Source organism: Citrobacter sp. Cpa228 (genome assembly GCF_030333085.1).
Lineage (GTDB): Bacteria > Pseudomonadota > Gammaproteobacteria > Enterobacterales > Enterobacteriaceae > Citrobacter > Citrobacter pasteurii.
The window spans coordinates 114,900-132,222 of record NZ_JAOWGQ010000042.1 but is presented as its reverse complement, the minus strand read 5'-3'; the positions used below and the strand labels follow the sequence as shown (position 1 = coordinate 132,222).

18 protein-coding genes are annotated in these 17,323 nt (G+C 52.3%); 8 read left to right on the top strand and 10 right to left on the bottom strand.

Annotation, left to right across the window (positions count from 1 at the left end; all coding sequences use genetic code 11):
• Positions 1 to 12: 12 nt before the first annotated feature.
• From OGX91_RS08240 to OGX91_RS08230, 3 genes are all read right to left on the bottom strand, one after another.
• Entirely contained in the window at positions 13 to 1,074 is a 1,062-nt protein-coding gene (locus OGX91_RS08240) for a methyltransferase (protein ID WP_286625925.1), read from the bottom strand.
• A 68-nt stretch (positions 1,075 to 1,142) separates the two neighbouring features.
• The gene (locus OGX91_RS08235; protein WP_122973906.1) at positions 1,143 to 1,520 is read right to left on the bottom strand and encodes a hypothetical protein; all 378 of its coding nucleotides are present in this window, start codon (positions 1,518 to 1,520) and stop codon (positions 1,143 to 1,145) included.
• A gap of 471 nt (positions 1,521 to 1,991) precedes the next feature.
• The gene (locus OGX91_RS08230) at positions 1,992 to 3,038 is read right to left on the bottom strand and encodes an AI-2E family transporter (protein ID WP_040231696.1); all 1,047 of its coding nucleotides are present in this window, start codon (positions 3,036 to 3,038) and stop codon (positions 1,992 to 1,994) included.
• Positions 3,039 to 3,171: 133 nt separating this feature from the next.
• On the opposite strand from OGX91_RS08230, the gene OGX91_RS08225 reads away from it, so the two are divergent.
• A complete protein-coding gene (locus tag OGX91_RS08225; protein ID WP_005121572.1) occupies positions 3,172 to 4,389 on the top strand; it encodes an MFS transporter in 1,218 nt (405 codons plus the stop codon).
• A gap of 3 nt (positions 4,390 to 4,392) precedes the next feature.
• On the opposite strand, the gene OGX91_RS08220 is transcribed toward OGX91_RS08225, so the two are convergent.
• Together OGX91_RS08220 and OGX91_RS08215 are read right to left on the bottom strand one after the other, a co-directional pair.
• On the bottom strand, positions 4,393 to 4,950 hold the full coding sequence (locus tag OGX91_RS08220) for a DcrB family lipoprotein (RefSeq protein WP_005121574.1): 558 nt from the start codon (positions 4,948 to 4,950) through the stop codon (positions 4,393 to 4,395).
• A gap of 72 nt (positions 4,951 to 5,022) precedes the next feature.
• Complete coding sequence (locus OGX91_RS08215; RefSeq protein WP_005121575.1) at positions 5,023 to 5,688, bottom strand: 7-cyano-7-deazaguanine/7-aminomethyl-7-deazaguanine transporter; 666 nt, start codon at positions 5,686 to 5,688, stop codon at positions 5,023 to 5,025.
• 168 nt (positions 5,689 to 5,856) lie between these two features.
• Between OGX91_RS08215 and tusA the strand changes: the two genes are divergently transcribed.
• Positions 5,857 to 6,102: a sulfurtransferase TusA gene (tusA, locus tag OGX91_RS08210; RefSeq protein WP_005121576.1), complete on the top strand. Its 246-nt coding sequence runs from the start codon at positions 5,857 to 5,859 to the stop codon at positions 6,100 to 6,102.
• A 94-nt stretch (positions 6,103 to 6,196) separates the two neighbouring features.
• Here tusA and zntA read toward each other — a convergent pair whose 3' ends face one another.
• Positions 6,197 to 8,395, bottom strand: a complete 2,199-nt coding sequence (gene zntA, locus OGX91_RS08205) for a Zn(II)/Cd(II)/Pb(II) translocating P-type ATPase ZntA (RefSeq protein WP_286625922.1) — start codon at positions 8,393 to 8,395, stop codon at positions 6,197 to 6,199.
• Positions 8,396 to 8,470: 75 nt separating this feature from the next.
• On the bottom strand, positions 8,471 to 9,097 hold the full coding sequence (locus OGX91_RS08200) for a lysoplasmalogenase (protein WP_199947408.1): 627 nt from the start codon (positions 9,095 to 9,097) through the stop codon (positions 8,471 to 8,473).
• Positions 9,098 to 9,238: 141 nt separating this feature from the next.
• Between OGX91_RS08200 and OGX91_RS08195 the strand changes: the two genes are divergently transcribed.
• On the top strand, positions 9,239 to 9,598 hold the full coding sequence (locus OGX91_RS08195) for a DUF2500 domain-containing protein (RefSeq protein WP_040231698.1): 360 nt from the start codon (positions 9,239 to 9,241) through the stop codon (positions 9,596 to 9,598).
• 100 nt (positions 9,599 to 9,698) lie between these two features.
• On the opposite strand, the gene OGX91_RS08190 is transcribed toward OGX91_RS08195, so the two are convergent.
• Together OGX91_RS08190 and rsmD are read right to left on the bottom strand one after the other, a co-directional pair.
• The gene (locus OGX91_RS08190; RefSeq protein WP_005121580.1) at positions 9,699 to 9,974 is read right to left on the bottom strand and encodes a DUF1145 family protein; all 276 of its coding nucleotides are present in this window, start codon (positions 9,972 to 9,974) and stop codon (positions 9,699 to 9,701) included.
• Positions 9,964 to 10,560: a 16S rRNA (guanine(966)-N(2))-methyltransferase gene (gene rsmD, locus OGX91_RS08185; RefSeq protein ID WP_199947409.1), complete on the bottom strand. Its 597-nt coding sequence runs from the start codon at positions 10,558 to 10,560 to the stop codon at positions 9,964 to 9,966. Before rsmD ends, OGX91_RS08190 begins: the two co-directional genes overlap by 11 nt.
• A 276-nt stretch (positions 10,561 to 10,836) precedes the next feature.
• Between rsmD and ftsY the strand changes: the two genes are divergently transcribed.
• The 5 genes from ftsY (at position 10,837) to OGX91_RS08160 (ending at position 16,616) form a co-directional block, all read left to right on the top strand.
• A complete protein-coding gene (ftsY, locus tag OGX91_RS08180) occupies positions 10,837 to 12,357 on the top strand; it encodes a signal recognition particle-docking protein FtsY (RefSeq protein WP_199947410.1) in 1,521 nt (506 codons plus the stop codon).
• A gap of 2 nt (positions 12,358 to 12,359) precedes the next feature.
• On the top strand, positions 12,360 to 13,028 hold the full coding sequence (ftsE, locus tag OGX91_RS08175) for a cell division ATP-binding protein FtsE (RefSeq protein ID WP_005121583.1): 669 nt from the start codon (positions 12,360 to 12,362) through the stop codon (positions 13,026 to 13,028).
• Positions 13,021 to 14,079 carry a permease-like cell division protein FtsX gene (gene ftsX / locus OGX91_RS08170; RefSeq protein ID WP_005121584.1) on the top strand — a complete coding sequence of 353 codons (1,059 nt, stop codon included), beginning with the start codon at positions 13,021 to 13,023 and terminating at the stop codon, positions 14,077 to 14,079. The genes ftsE and ftsX overlap by 8 nt, the downstream gene beginning before the upstream one ends.
• Before the next feature lie 253 nt (positions 14,080 to 14,332).
• Positions 14,333 to 15,187 carry an RNA polymerase sigma factor RpoH gene (gene rpoH / locus OGX91_RS08165; RefSeq protein WP_005121585.1) on the top strand — a complete coding sequence of 285 codons (855 nt, stop codon included), beginning with the start codon at positions 14,333 to 14,335 and terminating at the stop codon, positions 15,185 to 15,187.
• Between the two features lie 325 nt (positions 15,188 to 15,512).
• Positions 15,513 to 16,616: a branched-chain amino acid ABC transporter substrate-binding protein gene (locus OGX91_RS08160; RefSeq protein ID WP_005121586.1), complete on the top strand. Its 1,104-nt coding sequence runs from the start codon at positions 15,513 to 15,515 to the stop codon at positions 16,614 to 16,616.
• A gap of 83 nt (positions 16,617 to 16,699) precedes the next feature.
• Here OGX91_RS08160 and panM read toward each other — a convergent pair whose 3' ends face one another.
• Complete coding sequence (gene panM / locus OGX91_RS08155; protein WP_005121587.1) at positions 16,700 to 17,083, bottom strand: aspartate 1-decarboxylase autocleavage activator PanM; 384 nt, start codon at positions 17,081 to 17,083, stop codon at positions 16,700 to 16,702.
• Positions 17,084 to 17,323 lie beyond the last annotated feature (240 nt).

Here is a 17,323-nt window from a genome sequence, read left to right as displayed (position 1 = left end):
TCCGATTGTTTCTTATTTTTTCTTCTGACATATCAATAAAGTATGCCCAACACCTAAGTTGTCGTGACGTTCATCTACCTGAAAACCTGCCTGATTCAGATAGTGGTAAAACTTCTCTACGCTGTAGAAACGGCTGTTGCCATTTGCCATACAGGTAAAATAAAGCGAAGACGCATTCAGGCTAAATGAGGCCGCTTCAAATTTTTGGGCATCCCAAAACAGTTCCATAATGCACAGCTTCGCGCCCGGTTTCATCACCCGAGCAATGTTGCTCAGTATGGCGATAATTTGTTCCGGGGAAAAACAGTCCAGAAATTGGCTCATCCACCAGATATCTGCCTCTGCGGGTAAAGGCGAGTCGCTAAGCATATCCACAGCATGGAAATTTATGCGATGGGATAATCCCGTATTTTCGATATTTTCGCGGGCAAGTGCAATTTGTTGCGGCAAATCTAATAGAGTGACTGCAATATTGTCATCATGTTGACAACAACATAATGCCCATTTCCCGGTATTTCCGCCGACATCGTACAGGGTTGCAGGGGCGCTGGCGAATACATATGGCAATGCGGCATCAAATGCGCCATCTGAATAGTAATGATCGAAAGCGAACCAACTTTCACGCGCCGCCAGGGGTAATTGCGACAGTGCAGGATAGATTGTTGGCCAGTCGCCAAAAATTTTTAATCCCGCGGGCTTCCCTTCTTTCAGCGCATTCTCCAGATAGAACAGTCCCTGATAACAAACATCCTGGGTGAAATCCATATTCACACGCGTCATCGTGTCATGTAAAAGGAAGTGGCCGACTTTTGCGAGGTAATAATATCCTTCTTTGTGGGTAATGATTCGCCCACTTAACCCCATATCTAACAGGATGCTGGCGGCATATTCGTTGATGGTGCTGTTCTCGGTAATTTCGTCGAGCGTGGCGCCGCGTTTACCTTGCTTGTCCAGCCAGGTGAGTACTCCCGCATTTCGCAGACACAACGCGGTTTGAAAAAGCATAGGGGCAAAGGCGATACGTTGTGCTTCAGTAATGGCATCCAGCGCGCTAAGCGAATCCTGTTCGTACATGTGGGGACAACCTGTTAAATGACGGAGAATAAGAGTATCGGGCCTTTTCGGCCCGACTTTAGGCGTAATTACAGATTGGCGCCGGCTGACAGATTGAGCTGGATGTCTTTATCCAGATTGCGTACCCAGCGGTTGTAGTTTTTATGGATTTTTCCACCAGAAGCCTGCAGGTTAAGGCTGCTGTCGTATTTAATGTCATAGCTGGTGGCGGTATAGGTGATACGGACTTCAGCCACATGATCGCGGGTTTGTTGGCGTGCTTTAATGACACCAGGACCGGCTTCAGACATGACCCATTGGCGTTGAATGCCCGCTTTCAGAATCGCGGTTTTAACCTGATCCTGAGTGTGCCCCGCGCTTACGCTGGTGTGAACTTGATCGATCGGCGCAGTACGCGCACATCCCGCCAGCGCACCGACAACGGCAATGGCCGCAAACCACTTAATATACTGTTTCATTAAAACTCCCTCTCAAAGTACTGTTTATACGTGTTTAATAATAAGCTTCGAAATAATGATCACCCTGCAGCACCTGTGATTTTATTTAAGCTAAATCAGCATGTTATTTCACGTGTCCGATAGCAAGGCGATGAGGTTGCCGGATGGTAATATTCGGTGACTTTCTTCAACGGAAATTTTTCAGCGTAATCATCGGCGAGAAGTATAGATTTTTAGATAAAACGTATCAAATAAAATAACCTTTAAATATAGGCAGATAGTTTGAGTTAAATGCTGTGGGGGGATTCATTATTCTTATGTGGTTTGGCAAAGATATCCGTACGTTGACTTATGTATTTTCTTTATTAAAAAATGAAATCCTTTTCACTCTTTATTTAAGATAAATTGCGATATATACCTGTATGGATATCAGTTTAACGGGCATATAAAAAGATAAAAACTACCTCGGTTGGTAGTTTTTCAGGGTAGCCGACTTTTGGGTCTGCCGGGACCCAGCAAAATGGCCAGTTTGCTGCCACCGGTGGTGGTTTCCATCCAGATTTTACACACACTGGTTAACGGCACAGAGAGCAGCATGCCTACCGGGCCGAGCAGCCATCCCCATACTAACAGGGAAAGGAAAACGATCAGTGTCGACAATCCCAGGCGATGCCCCATCATACGCGGCTCAAGGATATTGCCAATCACCATATGCACCACCAGAAACAGCGCGCCGACCAGCACGCACTCGTAAAGACCATTGAACAGCAGCGCCTGAATCATGGGCGGGACGGCGGAAATGACTGAGCCAATGTTGGGCACATAATTGAGCAGGAAGGCCAGCACGCCCCACATCAGAGCAAACTGAATGCCCATTAGCGCCAACCCCAGCCAGACGATGGCGCCAGTCCATAAGCTGAGCAACGTCTTCAGTGCCAGATAGTGAGATACGCCCTTTAATGCCCGATGCAGCCCCGCAATATGGATCTGCGGATTGTTCAGCGCAAAGCGCATTTTATAGGGGACGTGGCGTACCTCAAACAGCATAAAGACCACCGTCATTACCAGCAGAACGACGCTTGCCATCGCACCGGAAAGGCTGGTCATCAGCGTGGTGGTGAAGGTCATGAGTTTGTCGGAATCGATACGTTGCAGGATGCGCTCTGGCGACATATGCAAATTCAGAAAGGGCACCATCTCTTGCAGATACAGGATCTTGCGCGTCAGCTCTTTGTTGTATTTGGGTAGCATAGCCATGAATTCCGTGATCGACGACGCCAGAACGCCGACCAGTGCCGTGAGGACGAACAGCATGACCACCACGACGAGCGTAATGGCAACCGGGCGGCGTACTCCCCGGCGAATAAACCAGGTGACCAGCGGATTCAACACAATGGCGAAAAACAGGGCCAGCAGTAGTTGCACAATGATATCCGCTGCGGCATGAATACCGGCGAGGATCACCACCAAAGCAGCCAGTTTGAGTAAAATGTGCAAACCCGTTTTATCGGGCTGAGCGGTTGTCATATTTTCTTCCTGTTTGCGTTTTTGCATTAAGTGTAGCGGCTGGCTTGCTACCGATATTCCTAATCTGGTTACTGATTTCTGCGCGGCAACATGGTAGAAATGAAACACTGTTGTGAATATGTGGTGACCCTCCATGCCCGAACCCGTCGCTGAACCGACGCTGAGCGGTTTACGCCTTAATCTGCGCATTGTCTCCGTGGTGATGTTTAACTTCGCCAGCTATCTGACCATCGGCCTGCCGCTCGCGGTTTTACCTGGTTATGTCCATGATGTTATGGGGTTTAGTGCCTTCTGGGCCGGGCTGGTTATCAGTCTGCAATATTTCGCGACGTTGTTGAGCCGTCCTCATGCCGGTCGCTATGCCGATTTGCTGGGGCCGAAAAAGATTGTGGTATTTGGGCTGTGTGGCTGTTTTTTAAGTGGTCTGGGCTATTTGCTGGCAGGGAGCTCTCATGGTTGGCCGCTGGCCAGTTTATTGCTGCTGTGCCTGGGGCGCGTGATTCTGGGTATCGGGCAAAGTTTTGCCGGGACCGGCTCTACATTGTGGGGCGTTGGAGTGGTTGGCTCAATGCACATTGGACGGGTGATTTCATGGAACGGTATTGTCACCTATGGGGCGATGGCGATCGGTGCGCCGTTGGGAGTGCTATGTTACGCCTGGGGTGGCTTACAGGGGCTGGCGCTGACCGTGATGGCCGTGGCGCTGTTGGCAATATTGCTGGCGCTCCCTCGTCCGGCGGTAAAGGCCAGCAAAGGCAAACCGTTGCCGTTTCGCGCGGTGCTTGGGCGAGTTTGGCCGTACGGTATGGCACTGGCGTTGGCCTCTGCCGGCTTTGGGGTGATCGCCACGTTTATTACCCTGTTTTATGATGCCAAAGGCTGGGACGGCGCGGCTTTCGCGCTGACGCTATTTAGCTGCACGTTTGTCGGTACTCGTCTGCTATTCCCAAATGGCATCAACCGATTAGGCGGGCTGAATGTCGCGATGATCTGCTTTAGCGTCGAAATTGTTGGGCTATTGTTGGTCGGGATGGCTTCCATGCCGTGGATGGCGAAAATTGGCGTGCTACTGGCCGGCGCAGGGTTCTCGTTGGTCTTCCCGGCGCTGGGTGTGGTAGCGGTAAAAGCGGTCCCGCAGCAGAATCAGGGCGCGGCACTGGCGACCTATACGGTATTTATGGATTTGTCGCTGGGTGTCACCGGGCCTTTGGCGGGACTGGTAATGACATGGGCGGGCGTGCCGGTTATCTATCTGGCGGCAGCTGGGCTGGTGGCGGTGGCGTTATTGCTGACATGGCGGCTAAAAAAACGGCCTCAGGTGGTGTCACCGGAGGCCGCATCATCGTCATAACGATTACTGGATAACCAGCGTGTTAATGATGTTTTCTGCCGTGGTCTGTGCTTTCTGTTGATCGTCAGCAGGCAGCGTGATTTGCAGGGTCAGCAGTTGGTTGTCCACTTTGCCCAACACCACGGAGGAGTAAGCAGTCTGGCCTTTCGCTGAAATGATGCTATCTAACTGCTGCAGCGTGTGGCCTTTCAGCTCAATTGACTTGTTAGTGACCACCTGCAGCTGCGGGTCACGGCTACGCTGCTGATCTTCCAGACGTTTTGCCAGTACAGGCAGTGCTTCGCTGGTATCGTCACCGACAATCACAATTACCGCTTTCTGGCCGGTTGCGTCAGAATAAACGTGCATATTGTTCGCCTGAGTACCCAGCTTACCGCTCTGATCGGTCATATCCGCCGGTAGGGAAAAACTGAGTTTGCCATCGAGCAGGTTAACCGGTTGTCCGGCGGCGCTGCTTTGTGCGGCAGCACCCTCTGCTGGCGCTTTTGTATCGCTATTATCACAGGCCGCAAGCCCCATAACCAGCAGGCCAATACCGACATATTTAACCAGATTGCGCATTGACTTCTTCCTTTCGATAAACGGCCATAACGGCTCATTCGTCCATCTTATCACAACTCGGAAAATGAACCTTTAACTCGTCTGCAATGCAGAGATTTCAGATTTATCTGCCAGCCTTTTCAGTAACATATTCAGCAACACGCCGTACATCGGCAGGAAGAAAATAATACTGATCAGCACTTTGAAGCAGTAATCGACAAGCGCGATTTCCATCCAGTGCTCGGCCATAAAGGCATCCGGGCTGCGCCAGAAGGCGATAAAGAAGAACGCCAGCGTATCGCTGATGTTGCCAAACAGCGTGGAAGCCGTAGGCGCGAGCCACCAGCGACGGTTCTGACGCAGGCGGTTGAAGACATGCACATCCAGAATTTGTCCCAGTGCGTAAGCCATAAAGCTGGCGGCGGCGATACGGGCGACAAACAGGTTAAAGTGCAGCAGCGCATCAAAACCTTGCCAGGAGCCCATATAGAACAGTGACGACACACCATACGAGATCAGCAACGCCGGAACCATCACGGCAAAGATGATGCGTCTTGCCAGCGGTGCGCCAAAGATACGCACGGTCAGATCGGTGGCGAGGAAAATAAACGGAAAGCTAAACGCGCCCCAGGTGGTATGAAAACCAAAGATGGAGATCGGAAGTTGCACCAGATAGTTGCTGGAGGTGATCACCAGCAGATGAAATAACGATAGCCAGAACAACGCTTTTACGCGCTGATTTTGTGTAAACGGAGTCATATTGTGACCTTTTTGTTGGATGGGGTGAGGGAACCCAATAAAAAACCGTCGCATGATACTGCTTTAAAAACACATTGCAATGGCTGTTTTTCACGCAATCGTTAACCTGATTGGCTTACGCCACAACAGAGCGTAAAATAACGCCGTTTTTGTATGAATGAGACTACGATGAGCGATCTGTTTACTTCTCCTGACCATACCCTTGATGCGCAGGGGTTACGCTGTCCGGAACCCGTCATGATGGTGCGTAAAACCGTGCGCGGCATGCAGGCCGGTGAGACGCTGCTGATTGTTGCAGACGATCCGGCGACAACCCGCGATATTCCCGGCTTCTGTACTTTTATGGAACATGAGCTGGTGGCAAAAGAGACCGACTCTTTGCCATACCGCTATCTGCTGCGCAAAGGCCAGTAATCATGTTATGCCGGATGGCGCTAACGCTTATCCGGCCTACAAAGAACGTGTAACCCGTAGGCCGGATAAGGCAACGCCGCCATCCGGCAAAAAACTATCCTTTACGTAACAACCGCAGCGCGTTAGCGGTCACCAGTACCGTCGCCCCGGTATCTGCCAGCACTGCCAGCCACAATCCGGTTATCCCCAGCAGCGTGGTAACAAGGAAAATCCCTTTCAGACCTAACGCAATCGCAATATTTTGTCGAATATTGGCGTGGGTGGCGCGCGCCAGCTGAATCATTTGCACCAGGCCACGAAGACGGTTATGCGTCAGAGCCGCATCGGCGGTTTCCAGTGCAACATCGGTTCCGCTACCCATGGCAATGCCGATGGTGGCGGCTTTCATCGCTGGTGCATCGTTGATCCCATCGCCGACCATCGCCAGCGGTGACCGTTGGTTGAGCTGGGTAACGGCCTGTACCTTGTCTTCCGGTAATAGCCCCGCTTTGAATTCAAGCCCCAGTTCAGCGGCAATAGCAGCTGCCGCACGAGGATTGTCGCCGGTCAGGATCACCCCTTTCACGCCAATCTGATCAAGCTCGGCGATAGCGCTGTGAGCGTCGTCGCGCAGCGTGTCCTGTAGGGCCAGTACGCCGAGTACAGTATCGTTACGCAGCACCAGCACCACCGTTTGGCCTGCGCTTTCCAGTTCGCTTATCTGCCCGGCAAAGGCATCAGCAGGATGTTTGCCCGCCGCGCAAATCAGTACGCGCTCACCGTTTACCTGTGCTTCAATCCCTGAGCCAACCAGCGCACGCTGTTCTGTCGCCAGCGGAATACTCAGTTCACGCGTCTGTGCTTCACGGACAATGGCCTGGGCCAGCGGATGCGTTGCGCCTTGCTCTACCGCTGCCGCCAGCGCCAGCAGTTCAGCTTCGCCAATACCGCTCGCCGGGTGAATCGCAGTGACGCGCGGTTTACCCACGGTCAGGGTGCCGGTTTTATCAAACGCCACCTGTGTGACTCTGCCCAACTGTTCCAGTGCGGCACCGCCTTTGATTAACGCCCCGCGCCGCGCCGCGGCGGCAAGACCAGAGGTAATAGCTGCGGGGGTTGAAATCACCAGTGCACATGGGCAGCCAATCAGCAGCAGCGTCAGCCCTTTATAAATCCACTCCTGCCAGGATGCGGCAAACAGCAGCGGTGGTACAAGGGTGACCAGCAGCGCAACCGCCATAATGGCTGGGGTGTAAATCCGGCTGAAACGGTCAATAAAGCGCTCAATGGGGGCGCGACGTTCATCCGCTTCTTCAATCAACTTCAAAATACGGTCAATGGCGCTGGCGCCCGGTTCGGAGAGCACTTCCAGCGTGACCAGACGATCCACGCTGGTGGCGCCTGCTGGGACTTTCTCGCCCAATGTCCGCTCAACCGGAATAGATTCACCCGTCAATGCACTTTCATCAAAGCTGGCAAAACCAGAAACCAGTTTAGCGTCGGCGGGTAAACGTCCCCCGGCAGCAACTTCAATGATGTCGCCTGGCTGGAGGGTGTTAATGGCAACCTCTTCGCGCTCGCCGTTACGCAGACGCGTGGCGGTTTCCGGCTTCAGCGCCATTAGCGCACTGACCCCTTTACGGGCTCGGCTGGCAGCCCATCCTTCCAGGCGCTCGCCAATTAAAAACAGCAGCAGCACCATAGCGGCTTCCGCTGTCGCGCCGATAAACAGTGCGCCGATGGCGGCGACGCTCATCAGCGTTTCAATGGCAAAGTAGCTACCGGTTTTCATCAGGCGCAGCGCCTGACGTGCAATGGGATACAGACCCACCAGGGTGGTGGCGATAAATGCTATCTGGCCGAAGGGGTGATTGAACTGCTCCAGTCTCCAACTGATGGCCATCATGATAATCAATGAAATCAGTGGCAGATTTTCTTTAAACCGTGATTCGGGGGCTTCTTCTGGCGCCTGCTCATCACGCAGGGTGTAGCCGGCTTTCTGCACTGCGCTTTCAATTTGCTCGCGGATATCGGAACCGGCATCTACCACCAGCTTTTCGGTGGCGAACAGAACCTGAACCTGGTTAACGCCGCTGACCTGGCGGACTGCATTCTCGACTTTACGCGCACAGGCCGCGCAGTCCATGCCCGCCACTTTCCAGGAATAGCGAGTCCCGTCAACGGTATCGGATACGGGTGGTGTAGTGGAGCAAGTTCCGTCGCAGCAGCAGTCATCCGCCTTTTGTGGCGCAGGCGCTGGCTTGAAAGAAGAGAATTGTGGGGCTTTTTTGCCATTGGTCTCTGGTGTCGACATGGCATCCTCCGATTGATAATCATTTCGTATTAACCGGAGGATACACTCTGGAGTCGACTCCAGAGTCAAGGGTTTTTAAAGATACAACGAACGAACAATCAGGAAATGTCCGGCGAAGTAGCAGGCGGCAGCAATCGCATTATCCGCGCGGAAGCGGTAACGGTAATGGCTCCCCAGCCAGACAATATTGCCGATGAAGAGGAGCGATGCGCCCATAAATGCTGACAGCGCCGGAGCGGTCGGGCGGAAGAACCACAGTTCGCCAGCCATCCAGACCATCATCAGCGTGATGCCGATAAAGGTACAAATAGCGAGGCGCAGCTCTTCCAGACGTGTCCAGATCACGGCAATCAGCAACGCCCCCAGCACCACCAGTACCAGCGGCAAAGGCCAGAAGAACGACAGCGTCATTTGGCTGGCGAAGTAAATGGTATACAGCAGATGCGACAGGAAGAATGCCCCAATTGCGTACAGCAGGCGTTGGCGCGGCAATAGCGTCAGCGCGTCGCCCAGCAGCGAAGCCAGCAAGCCGGCCAGTACCAGGTAGCTGATGGCGTTAAACATTGGTGCCTGCCAGGCCAGCAGCAGCAGGAGCAATAACGTCAGGGGTTTAAAGACCCAGCGTTGCCAGACGGGCCCACGATAAGAAGCATCCACGAACAACCATGCGGAAAGACAAACAGCGATAAACGACCAAAGCATCTTAGTTCCTTGAATTCGTTATTTTTTCGTAAGCGGGGTGCTTACGGCTCTATTGACCAGTGTAGAGTCCGATACCGCAGGATGACAACACCATAACAGGCAAGGTATGCTTATTTCCGCATTTTCTGATGGGTTAATACTATGAGTAAGCCACCCCTTTTTTTTATTGTGATCATTGCCTTAATCGTTATTGCCGCGTCGTTTCGCTTTGTCCAGCAGCGGCGGGAAAAAGCGGAAAATGATGCTGCACCGTTGGTACAAAAAAGGGTGGTGGTGAGTAATAAGCGGGAAAAGCCGCTAAATGACCGGCGTTCACGTCAACAGGATGTTACGCCAGCGGGCACCAGCATGCGCTATGAAGCCAGCTTCAAACCGCAAAGCGGCGGCCTGGAGCAGACGTTTCGTCTGGACGCCCAGCAGTATCATACGTTAACGGTTGGCGACAAAGGGACACTGAGCTACAAGGGTTCGCGTTTTGTTGATTTTACGGCTGAACGCTAAGGTTTCATTTGGCTGATGCCGGATGGCGGCTTACGCCTTATCCGGCCTACAGGTTTTGCCGTCCCGGCTCGCTACGTGATACCGGGCAAAGTGAGCACCATTACTTCTTCAACTGGTCTTTAATCTTCTTCTGCCAGACCAGCAGTTCAAATACGCCAAACAGGAAAATGCGGATTTTCTCGCCGCTGGTCATTTGCGGGCCATCTTTCGGCATGGTTGATTTCAGCAGCGCCAACTGCATGCCGTGCATCAGCACCATAAACACCAGTGCCACATTCACGAAGATATTGAGCGGACGTGGGAACGGTTGAAAAATATTCAGTAGCAGGAATGCCCAGACACACAGCATTAACAGACGTCCCAGATTAATCAGCATGTTGCTCTCCTTGTGCTTCACGTTGATACAGGCGATAGGCGACCTGTCCGGCGACTTTCTCACGGTATAGCGACCAGTTCACCGGAACCGGCGGCAAACCGTTTTCAACCTCGCTTTCCACGTAAATATACGCTTCGTTTGCCAGCCAGCCGCGAGTTTCCAGAAGTGTTAATGTTTCTTCCAGTAATCCTTTGCGAAACGGTGGATCAACAAACACCACGTTATGCGGTGTGCCCGTCTGAGCTAAAAACGTCAGGGTGTTGGTGTTGATGACGCGGGCATGTGTTACCTTCAGCGTGGCGAGATTTTTTTGTAACTGTTGCGAAACCGCGCGATCCATCTCCAGAAGCGTGGCATCTGCCGCATAGCGGGAGAGTGCTTCCAGACCCAACGCGCCGCTTCCGGCGAAGCAGTCCAGGCAACGGGCATCAACCATTACCGGTGCCAGCCAGTTAAACAGCGTTTCGCGTACGCGGTCGGTGGTTGGACGCAGTCCGGGGCTGTCCGGAACCGGGAGTTTACGGCCTCGCCATTGCCCGCCAATAATGCGGATCTGACCGCTGCCTGAGTGATTCGGTTTTTTCATTTCTATTATTGCTCAATCCGCCTATAGCATGTCATTCCAGGCGGTGATGTGAGTTAAGTTAACCCTTCGCCTTTCAAGTTACCTCTTCGTTGGCTGCACTTACTCACCCGAATCACTTACTAAAAGTAAGCTTATCGGGATTCGTGCGCTTGCCGTCTTGACGTAACTCGAAATTCATTGGGTATAAGTGATAGACTATTTCATCATTTTTTTAGCTGCTATGTACATAGCGTTGACGCTGTGCCATGAAGCAACAGCGGGGGAGTGTAGTCGCAAATGGCGAAAGAGAAAAAACGTGGCTTTTTTTCCTGGCTGGGCTTTGGTCAAAAAGAGCAGGCACCGGAAAACGAGACAGAACTAAAAAACGAAGAACAACAACCGGTTGCTGAAGAAACTACCGTCGTTGACGAACAGCCGCACGTCGAGGAAACCCGTAGCGAGGCGGAAACGCAAGCCTTTGCTGCTGAAGTCGTTGAAGTCACTGAACAGGTTGCGGAAATTGAGAAACTGCAGCCGGAAGAAGAGCCTGTAGCTCAACAACAGCAACCGGTCGTTGAATCAATAGTGGAAACACCGGCACCCGCGGCAGTGACCGAACGCGAAGAATTACCGCTGCCGGAAGAGGTTAAAGCCGAAGACGTTTCTGCCGAAGAGTGGCAGGCTGAAGTGGAAACCGTTGAAATCGTTGAGGCGGTTGAAGAAGAAGCCGAAAACGAGCCACAGCTAACTGATGAAGAGCTGGAAGCACAGGCGTTGGCCGCTGAAGCGGTGGCAGAAATTGCTGAAGATGCCGCGACTGTTGAGCCTGTTGAAGACACGCCTGCAGCAGAAGAGGCTGTGGTAGAAGACGCTGTGCAGGAGCAGGAAAAACCAACCAAAGAAGGTTTCTTTGCACGCCTGAAGCGTAGTCTGCTGAAAACCAAAGAAAACCTCGGTTCCGGATTTATCAGTCTGTTCCGTGGTAAAAAGATCGACGATGATCTGTTTGAAGAGCTGGAAGAGCAACTGCTGATTGCCGATGTGGGCGTAGAAACAACCCGCAAGATCATTACAAATCTGACAGAAGGCGCCAGCCGCAAGCAGCTCAAAGATGCAGAAGCGTTGTACGGCCTGCTGAAAGATGAGATGGGCGAGATTCTGGCAAAGGTTGACGAGCCGCTGAATGTTGAGGGTAAAACGCCATTTGTTATCTTAATGGTTGGCGTTAACGGTGTGGGTAAAACCACCACCATCGGTAAGCTGGCGCGTCAGTTTGAGCAGCAGGGTAAATCGGTGATGCTGGCGGCGGGCGATACCTTCCGTGCGGCGGCGGTGGAGCAACTGCAGGTCTGGGGTCAGCGAAACAACATCCCGGTGATTGCTCAGCATACCGGCGCGGATTCCGCGTCCGTTATCTTTGACGCCATTCAGGCGGCGAAGGCGCGTAACGTAGATGTGCTGATCGCTGATACCGCAGGGCGTTTGCAGAACAAATCGCACCTGATGGAAGAATTGAAAAAAATCGTTCGCGTGATGAAGAAGCTGGACGTTGATGCGCCGCATGAAGTTATGCTGACTATCGATGCCAGTACCGGGCAGAATGCGATAAGCCAGGCCAAACTGTTCCATGAAGCGGTGGGTTTAACCGGTATCACCCTGACCAAGCTGGACGGAACGGCGAAAGGCGGGGTCATTTTCTCGGTTGCCGATCAGTTTGGCATCCCTATCCGCTATATCGGTGTGGGCGAACGTATCGAGGATTTACGTCCGTTTAAAGCGGGCGATTTTATAGAGGCACTTTTTGCCCGAGAGGATTAACAATGATTCGCTTTGAACATGTCAGCAAGGCCTATCTCGGTGGGAGACAAGCGCTGCAGGGAGTCACATTCCATATGCAGCCTGGCGAGATGGCGTTTCTGACCGGCCACTCCGGCGCGGGTAAAAGTACCCTGCTGAAGCTGATCTGTGGAATTGAACGGCCCAGTGCCGGGAAGATCTACTTCAGCGGGCACGACATCAGTCGTTTGAAAAACCGTGAAGTGCCGTTTCTGCGTCGCCAGATCGGCATGATCTTTCAGGATCACCACCTGTTGATGGACAGAACCGTCTTCGACAACGTGGCAATCCCACTGATCATTGCGGGTGCCAGCGGGGACGATATTCGTCGTCGCGTGTCAGCGGCGCTGGATAAAGTCGGGCTGTTGGACAAAGCGAAGAACTTCCCGATTCAACTCTCCGGCGGTGAACAGCAGCGTGTGGGCATCGCCCGTGCGGTGGTGAACAAGCCTGCGGTACTGCTGGCGGATGAACCGACGGGGAACCTTGACGACGCGCTGTCAGAAGGGATCCTACGTCTGTTCGAAGAGTTTAATCGCGTCGGGGTAACGGTATTAATGGCGACGCACGATATTGGGCTAATCTCCCGTCGTTCTTATCGCCAGCTTGTCCTGAGTGACGGACACCTGCATGGAGGCCTGGCGAATGAATAGACGCGACGCTATTAATCAAATCAAACAGTTCGGTGGACGACTGGATCGTTTCCGTAAATCGGGCGGTGCGCCAGGAGAGGGCGGTCGCAACGCGCCAAAACGTGCGAAAGCGTCGCCAAAACCGAACTCGCGTAAAACCAACGTCTTTAACGAGCAAGTGCGCTATGCGTTCCAGGGGGCGTTGCAGGACCTGAAAAGTAAACCGTTGGCGACGTTCCTGACGGTGATGGTTATCGCTATCTCACTGACGTTGCCAAGTGTTTGTTACATGGTCTACAAGAACGTGAATCAGGCGGCAAGCCAGTATTACCCGTCCCCGCAGATCACCGTATATCTGCAAAAAACGCTGGATGATGATGCGGCAGCACGTGTGGTGGGGCAGTTACAGGCCGAGCAGGGCGTGGAGAAAGTGAATTACCTCTCCCGTGACGATGCGCTGGGCGAATTCCGTAACTGGTCTGGCTTTGGCGGTGCGCTGGATATGCTGGAAGAAAACCCACTTCCGGCCGTGGCGGTGGTGATCCCGAAACTGGATTTCCAGGGCACGGAATCACTGAACACGCTGCGTGATCGTATTGCACAAATCAACGGTATCGATGAAGTACGTATGGATGACAGCTGGTTTGCGCGACTGGCTGCGCTGACGGGCCTTGTCGGACGCGTTTCCGCGATGATTGGTGTGTTGATGGTGGCGGCGGTCTTCCTCGTCATCGGTAACAGCGTGCGTCTGAGCATTTTTGCGCGTCGCGATACTATTAACGTACAGAAACTGATTGGTGCGACGGATGGATTTATCCTGCGTCCGTTCCTTTACGGCGGCGCGCTGCTCGGTTTTTCTGGCGCATTTCTTTCACTGATTTTGTCAGAAATTTTGGTGATGCGACTGTCGTCAGCGGTCACGGAAGTGGCGCAAGTTTTCGGAACGAAGTTTGATATCAACGGCTTATCATTCGATGAGTGCTTGCTGTTACTGCTGGTATGCTCAATGATTGGCTGGGTGGCAGCCTGGCTTGCCACGGTTCAACATTTACGCCACTTTACCCCCGATTAAAAAATCTCTGGTATAATCTTTCCCTGCACTGAGTAGTTCGCTCTGCAGGGAAAGAGCTCTGTTTTCTCTTCCCGGCGCATTCATCGTGATGTCACATTTTGTGCGTAATTTATACACATTACGACATGGAACTTGTGGATAAAATCACTGTCTGATAAAAGATTGAATGATATTCTCGTTGCTCATAAGCTCTGGCATGGTTGTTGCTATTGGTTTTTACCAACGCCAGATGACAAAGATTGAGAGGATTTGAATGACCAAAGAAATGCAAAATTTAGCTTTAGCCCCTGTTGGTAACCTGGAGTCTTACATCCGGGCTGCGAACGCGTGGCCGATGTTGTCGGCTGACGAGGAGCGGCTACTTGCTGAAAAGCTGCATTACCAGGGCGATCTGGAAGCAGCTAAAACGCTGATCCTGTCTCACCTGCGCTTTGTTGTTCATGTTGCTCGTAACTATGCGGGCTATGGCCTGCCGCAGGCGGATCTGATTCAGGAAGGTAATATCGGCCTGATGAAAGCCGTGCGCCGTTTCAACCCCGAAGTGGGTGTGCGCCTGGTTTCCTTCGCCGTGCATTGGATCAAAGCCGAGATCCACGAATACGTTCTGCGTAACTGGCGTATCGTGAAAGTCGCGACCACCAAAGCACAGCGTAAGCTGTTCTTTAACCTGCGCAAAACCAAGCAGCGTCTGGGCTGGTTTAACCAGGATGAAGTGGAAATGGTTGCCCGCGAGCTGGGGGTTTCCAGCAAAGACGTGCGCGAAATGGAATCCCGTATGGCGGCGCAGGACATGACGTTTGACATGTCTTCGGACGATGAGTCCGACAGCCAGCCGATGGCTCCGGTTCTGTATCTGCAGGATAAATCCTCCAACTTTGCCGATGGCATTGAAGAGGATAACTGGGAAGATCAGGCCGCAAACAAGCTGACTCACGCAATGGAAGGTCTGGACGAGCGTAGCCAGGACATCATTCGTGCCCGCTGGCTGGACGAAGACAACAAGTCGACGTTGCAGGAACTGGCCGATCGCTACGGCGTTTCCGCTGAACGTGTTCGTCAGCTTGAAAAGAACGCGATGAAAAAACTGCGTGCGGCGATCGAAGCGTAATCTTCGCGCATTGCCAATGAACCCTCGAATGTGAATTCGGGGGTTTTGTTTTTTGTAGGCCGGATAAGGCGTTTACGCTGCCATCCGGCAACACGTAGGCCCGATGGCGCTTCGCTTATCGGGCCTACGACCTTTCCTTTCCTCCCCTCCACCGACACGAATTTGTTATCTGGATGTAAATTTAGCTATTCCAAAATAATAAAAATCGGGTATGTTTTAGCAGAGTATGCTGCTAAAGCACGGGTGGCTATCCAATAATCGACATAAAGTGCTGAACAACAACATCACAACACACGTAATAACCACAATAATGGGGATTGTCAGGATGAATATGAAGGGTAAAGCGTTATTGGCAGGATGTATCGCCCTGTCTTTGAGCAATATGGCCTTTGCTAAGGATATTAAAGTTGCCGTCGTCGGCGCGATGTCCGGCCCGGTGGCGCAGTATGGCGATCAGGAGTTTACCGGCGCAGAACAGGCCATTGCTGATATCAACGCCAAGGGCGGCGTGAAAGGCGACAAACTGGTCATGGTAAAATATGACGATGCCTGTGACCCGAAACAAGCGGTAGCGGTTGCTAACAAAGTGGTCAACGACGGGATTAAATACGTTATCGGCCACCTGTGTTCTTCTTCCACTCAACCTGCGTCAGATATCTATGAAGACGAAGGTATTCTGATGATCACTCCAGCGGCAACGGCACCGGAACTGACCGCACGCGGCTATAACCTGGTGTTACGTACCACCGGTCTGGATTCCGATCAGGGCCCAACTGCGGCGAAATACATTGTCGATAAAGTGAAGCCGAAGCGCATTGCTATCGTGCATGACAAACAACAGTACGGCGAAGGTCTGGCGCGCTCCGTGCAGGACAACCTCAAGAAAGCCAACGCTGACGTGGTGTTCTTCGACGGGATCACCGCCGGTGAGAAAGATTTCTCTACGCTGGTGGCACGTCTGAAGAAAGAGAACATCGATTTCGTTTACTACGGCGGTTACCACCCGGAAATGGGGCAGATCCTGCGCCAGTCTCGCGCCGCGGGTCTGAAAACTCAGTTTATGGGACCTGAAGGGGTCGCGAACGTGTCGCTGTCTAACATTGCCGGTGAATCAGCAGAAGGTTTACTGGTAACGAAACCGAAGAACTACGACCAGGTACCAGCGAACAAACCGATTGTGGATGCGATCAAAGCCAAAAAACAGGACCCAAGCGGTGCATTTGTGTGGACGACCTACGCCGCGCTGCAATCTTTGCAGGCCGGTCTGAACCAGTCTGACGATCCGGCTGAAATTGCCAAATACCTGAAAGCAAACTCGGTGGAAACCGTCATGGGGCCACTGTCATGGGATGCGAAAGGCGACCTGAAAGGCTTCGAATTCGGTGTGTTTGACTGGCATGCAAATGGTACGGCGACAGACGCTAAATGAGTAACTGCCCGGTGGCGCTTTGCTTACCGGGCCTACAACGAGTACTTCGTAGGCCGGATAAGCGTCAGCGCCATCCGGCTTTTTTATCTTTTTTCCCAGCCATTCTCCTGGGCCGTAAAACCTAATGCCTGCATAAACGCGGCCATCACGCTGCGGTCTTCCACGCCGACGTCGGCCATCCACCATGAACTCACGTCCGGGTTTTCGCGGAGAGTTTCTTCAACCAAATACTGCCCAACGCCACGACGGCGGGTGATATCGCGTACACGTAAGGAATCCAGTGCACCTTGCGTACCGCTCAGTGTGACGCGTACTGCGCCAAGCAGGCGCTCGTTAAAGCGTGCGGCATAGATCCGGTGCGTTTCATCTACGCTTAATGATGAGGCGGAATATTCCGGCCAGATTTTGCCAAGATCGATGAGATCCTGAGCACTGAAGTTTTCTAAACGAACGATGGTCAGCTTCATTAACAGCATGTCCAAATCACAAAAGATGGAATCAGTGTACCGAAATAATTCACCCGGATGCTTTCTCTTTTTTATTCGATTAACCAGGTTAATAGTTTTGTAACAACGATATTGACAGTTTGAAACATCAGAGATTGAAAAACAGGCAGGATAATCCCCTGGAATGCAGCATTTTATTCGGCTCTTTGTACCGTTATTTTATGCTGACAAATGCACTTTTTTTTGTTTATCTATAGTGAA

Coding starts and splice junctions, on each gene's coding strand:
- OGX91_RS08195 (WP_040231698.1), top strand. CDS start 9,239: ATGAGTAAGCCACCCCTTTTTTTTATTGTGATCATTGCCTTAATCGTT.
- tusA (WP_005121576.1), top strand. CDS start 5,857: ATGAGCGATCTGTTTACTTCTCCTGACCATACCCTTGATGCGCAGGGG.
- ftsE (WP_005121583.1), top strand. CDS start 12,360: ATGATTCGCTTTGAACATGTCAGCAAGGCCTATCTCGGTGGGAGACAA.
- OGX91_RS08190 (WP_005121580.1), bottom strand. CDS start 9,974: ATGCTGATTAATCTGGGACGTCTGTTAATGCTGTGTGTCTGGGCATTC.
- OGX91_RS08240 (WP_286625925.1), bottom strand. CDS start 1,074: ATGTACGAACAGGATTCGCTTAGCGCGCTGGATGCCATTACTGAAGCA.
- OGX91_RS08200 (WP_199947408.1), bottom strand. CDS start 9,097: ATGCTTTGGTCGTTTATCGCTGTTTGTCTTTCCGCATGGTTGTTCGTG.
- OGX91_RS08220 (WP_005121574.1), bottom strand. CDS start 4,950: ATGCGCAATCTGGTTAAATATGTCGGTATTGGCCTGCTGGTTATGGGG.
- OGX91_RS08230 (WP_040231696.1), bottom strand. CDS start 3,038: ATGACAACCGCTCAGCCCGATAAAACGGGTTTGCACATTTTACTCAAA.
- OGX91_RS08225 (WP_005121572.1), top strand. CDS start 3,172: ATGCCCGAACCCGTCGCTGAACCGACGCTGAGCGGTTTACGCCTTAAT.
- zntA (WP_286625922.1), bottom strand. CDS start 8,395: ATGTCGACACCAGAGACCAATGGCAAAAAAGCCCCACAATTCTCTTCT.
- OGX91_RS08215 (WP_005121575.1), bottom strand. CDS start 5,688: ATGACTCCGTTTACACAAAATCAGCGCGTAAAAGCGTTGTTCTGGCTA.
- ftsY (WP_199947410.1), top strand. CDS start 10,837: ATGGCGAAAGAGAAAAAACGTGGCTTTTTTTCCTGGCTGGGCTTTGGT.
- rpoH (WP_005121585.1), top strand. CDS start 14,333: ATGACCAAAGAAATGCAAAATTTAGCTTTAGCCCCTGTTGGTAACCTG.
- OGX91_RS08160 (WP_005121586.1), top strand. CDS start 15,513: ATGAATATGAAGGGTAAAGCGTTATTGGCAGGATGTATCGCCCTGTCT.
- ftsX (WP_005121584.1), top strand. CDS start 13,021: ATGAATAGACGCGACGCTATTAATCAAATCAAACAGTTCGGTGGACGA.
- rsmD (WP_199947409.1), bottom strand. CDS start 10,560: ATGAAAAAACCGAATCACTCAGGCAGCGGTCAGATCCGCATTATTGGC.
- panM (WP_005121587.1), bottom strand. CDS start 17,083: ATGAAGCTGACCATCGTTCGTTTAGAAAACTTCAGTGCTCAGGATCTC.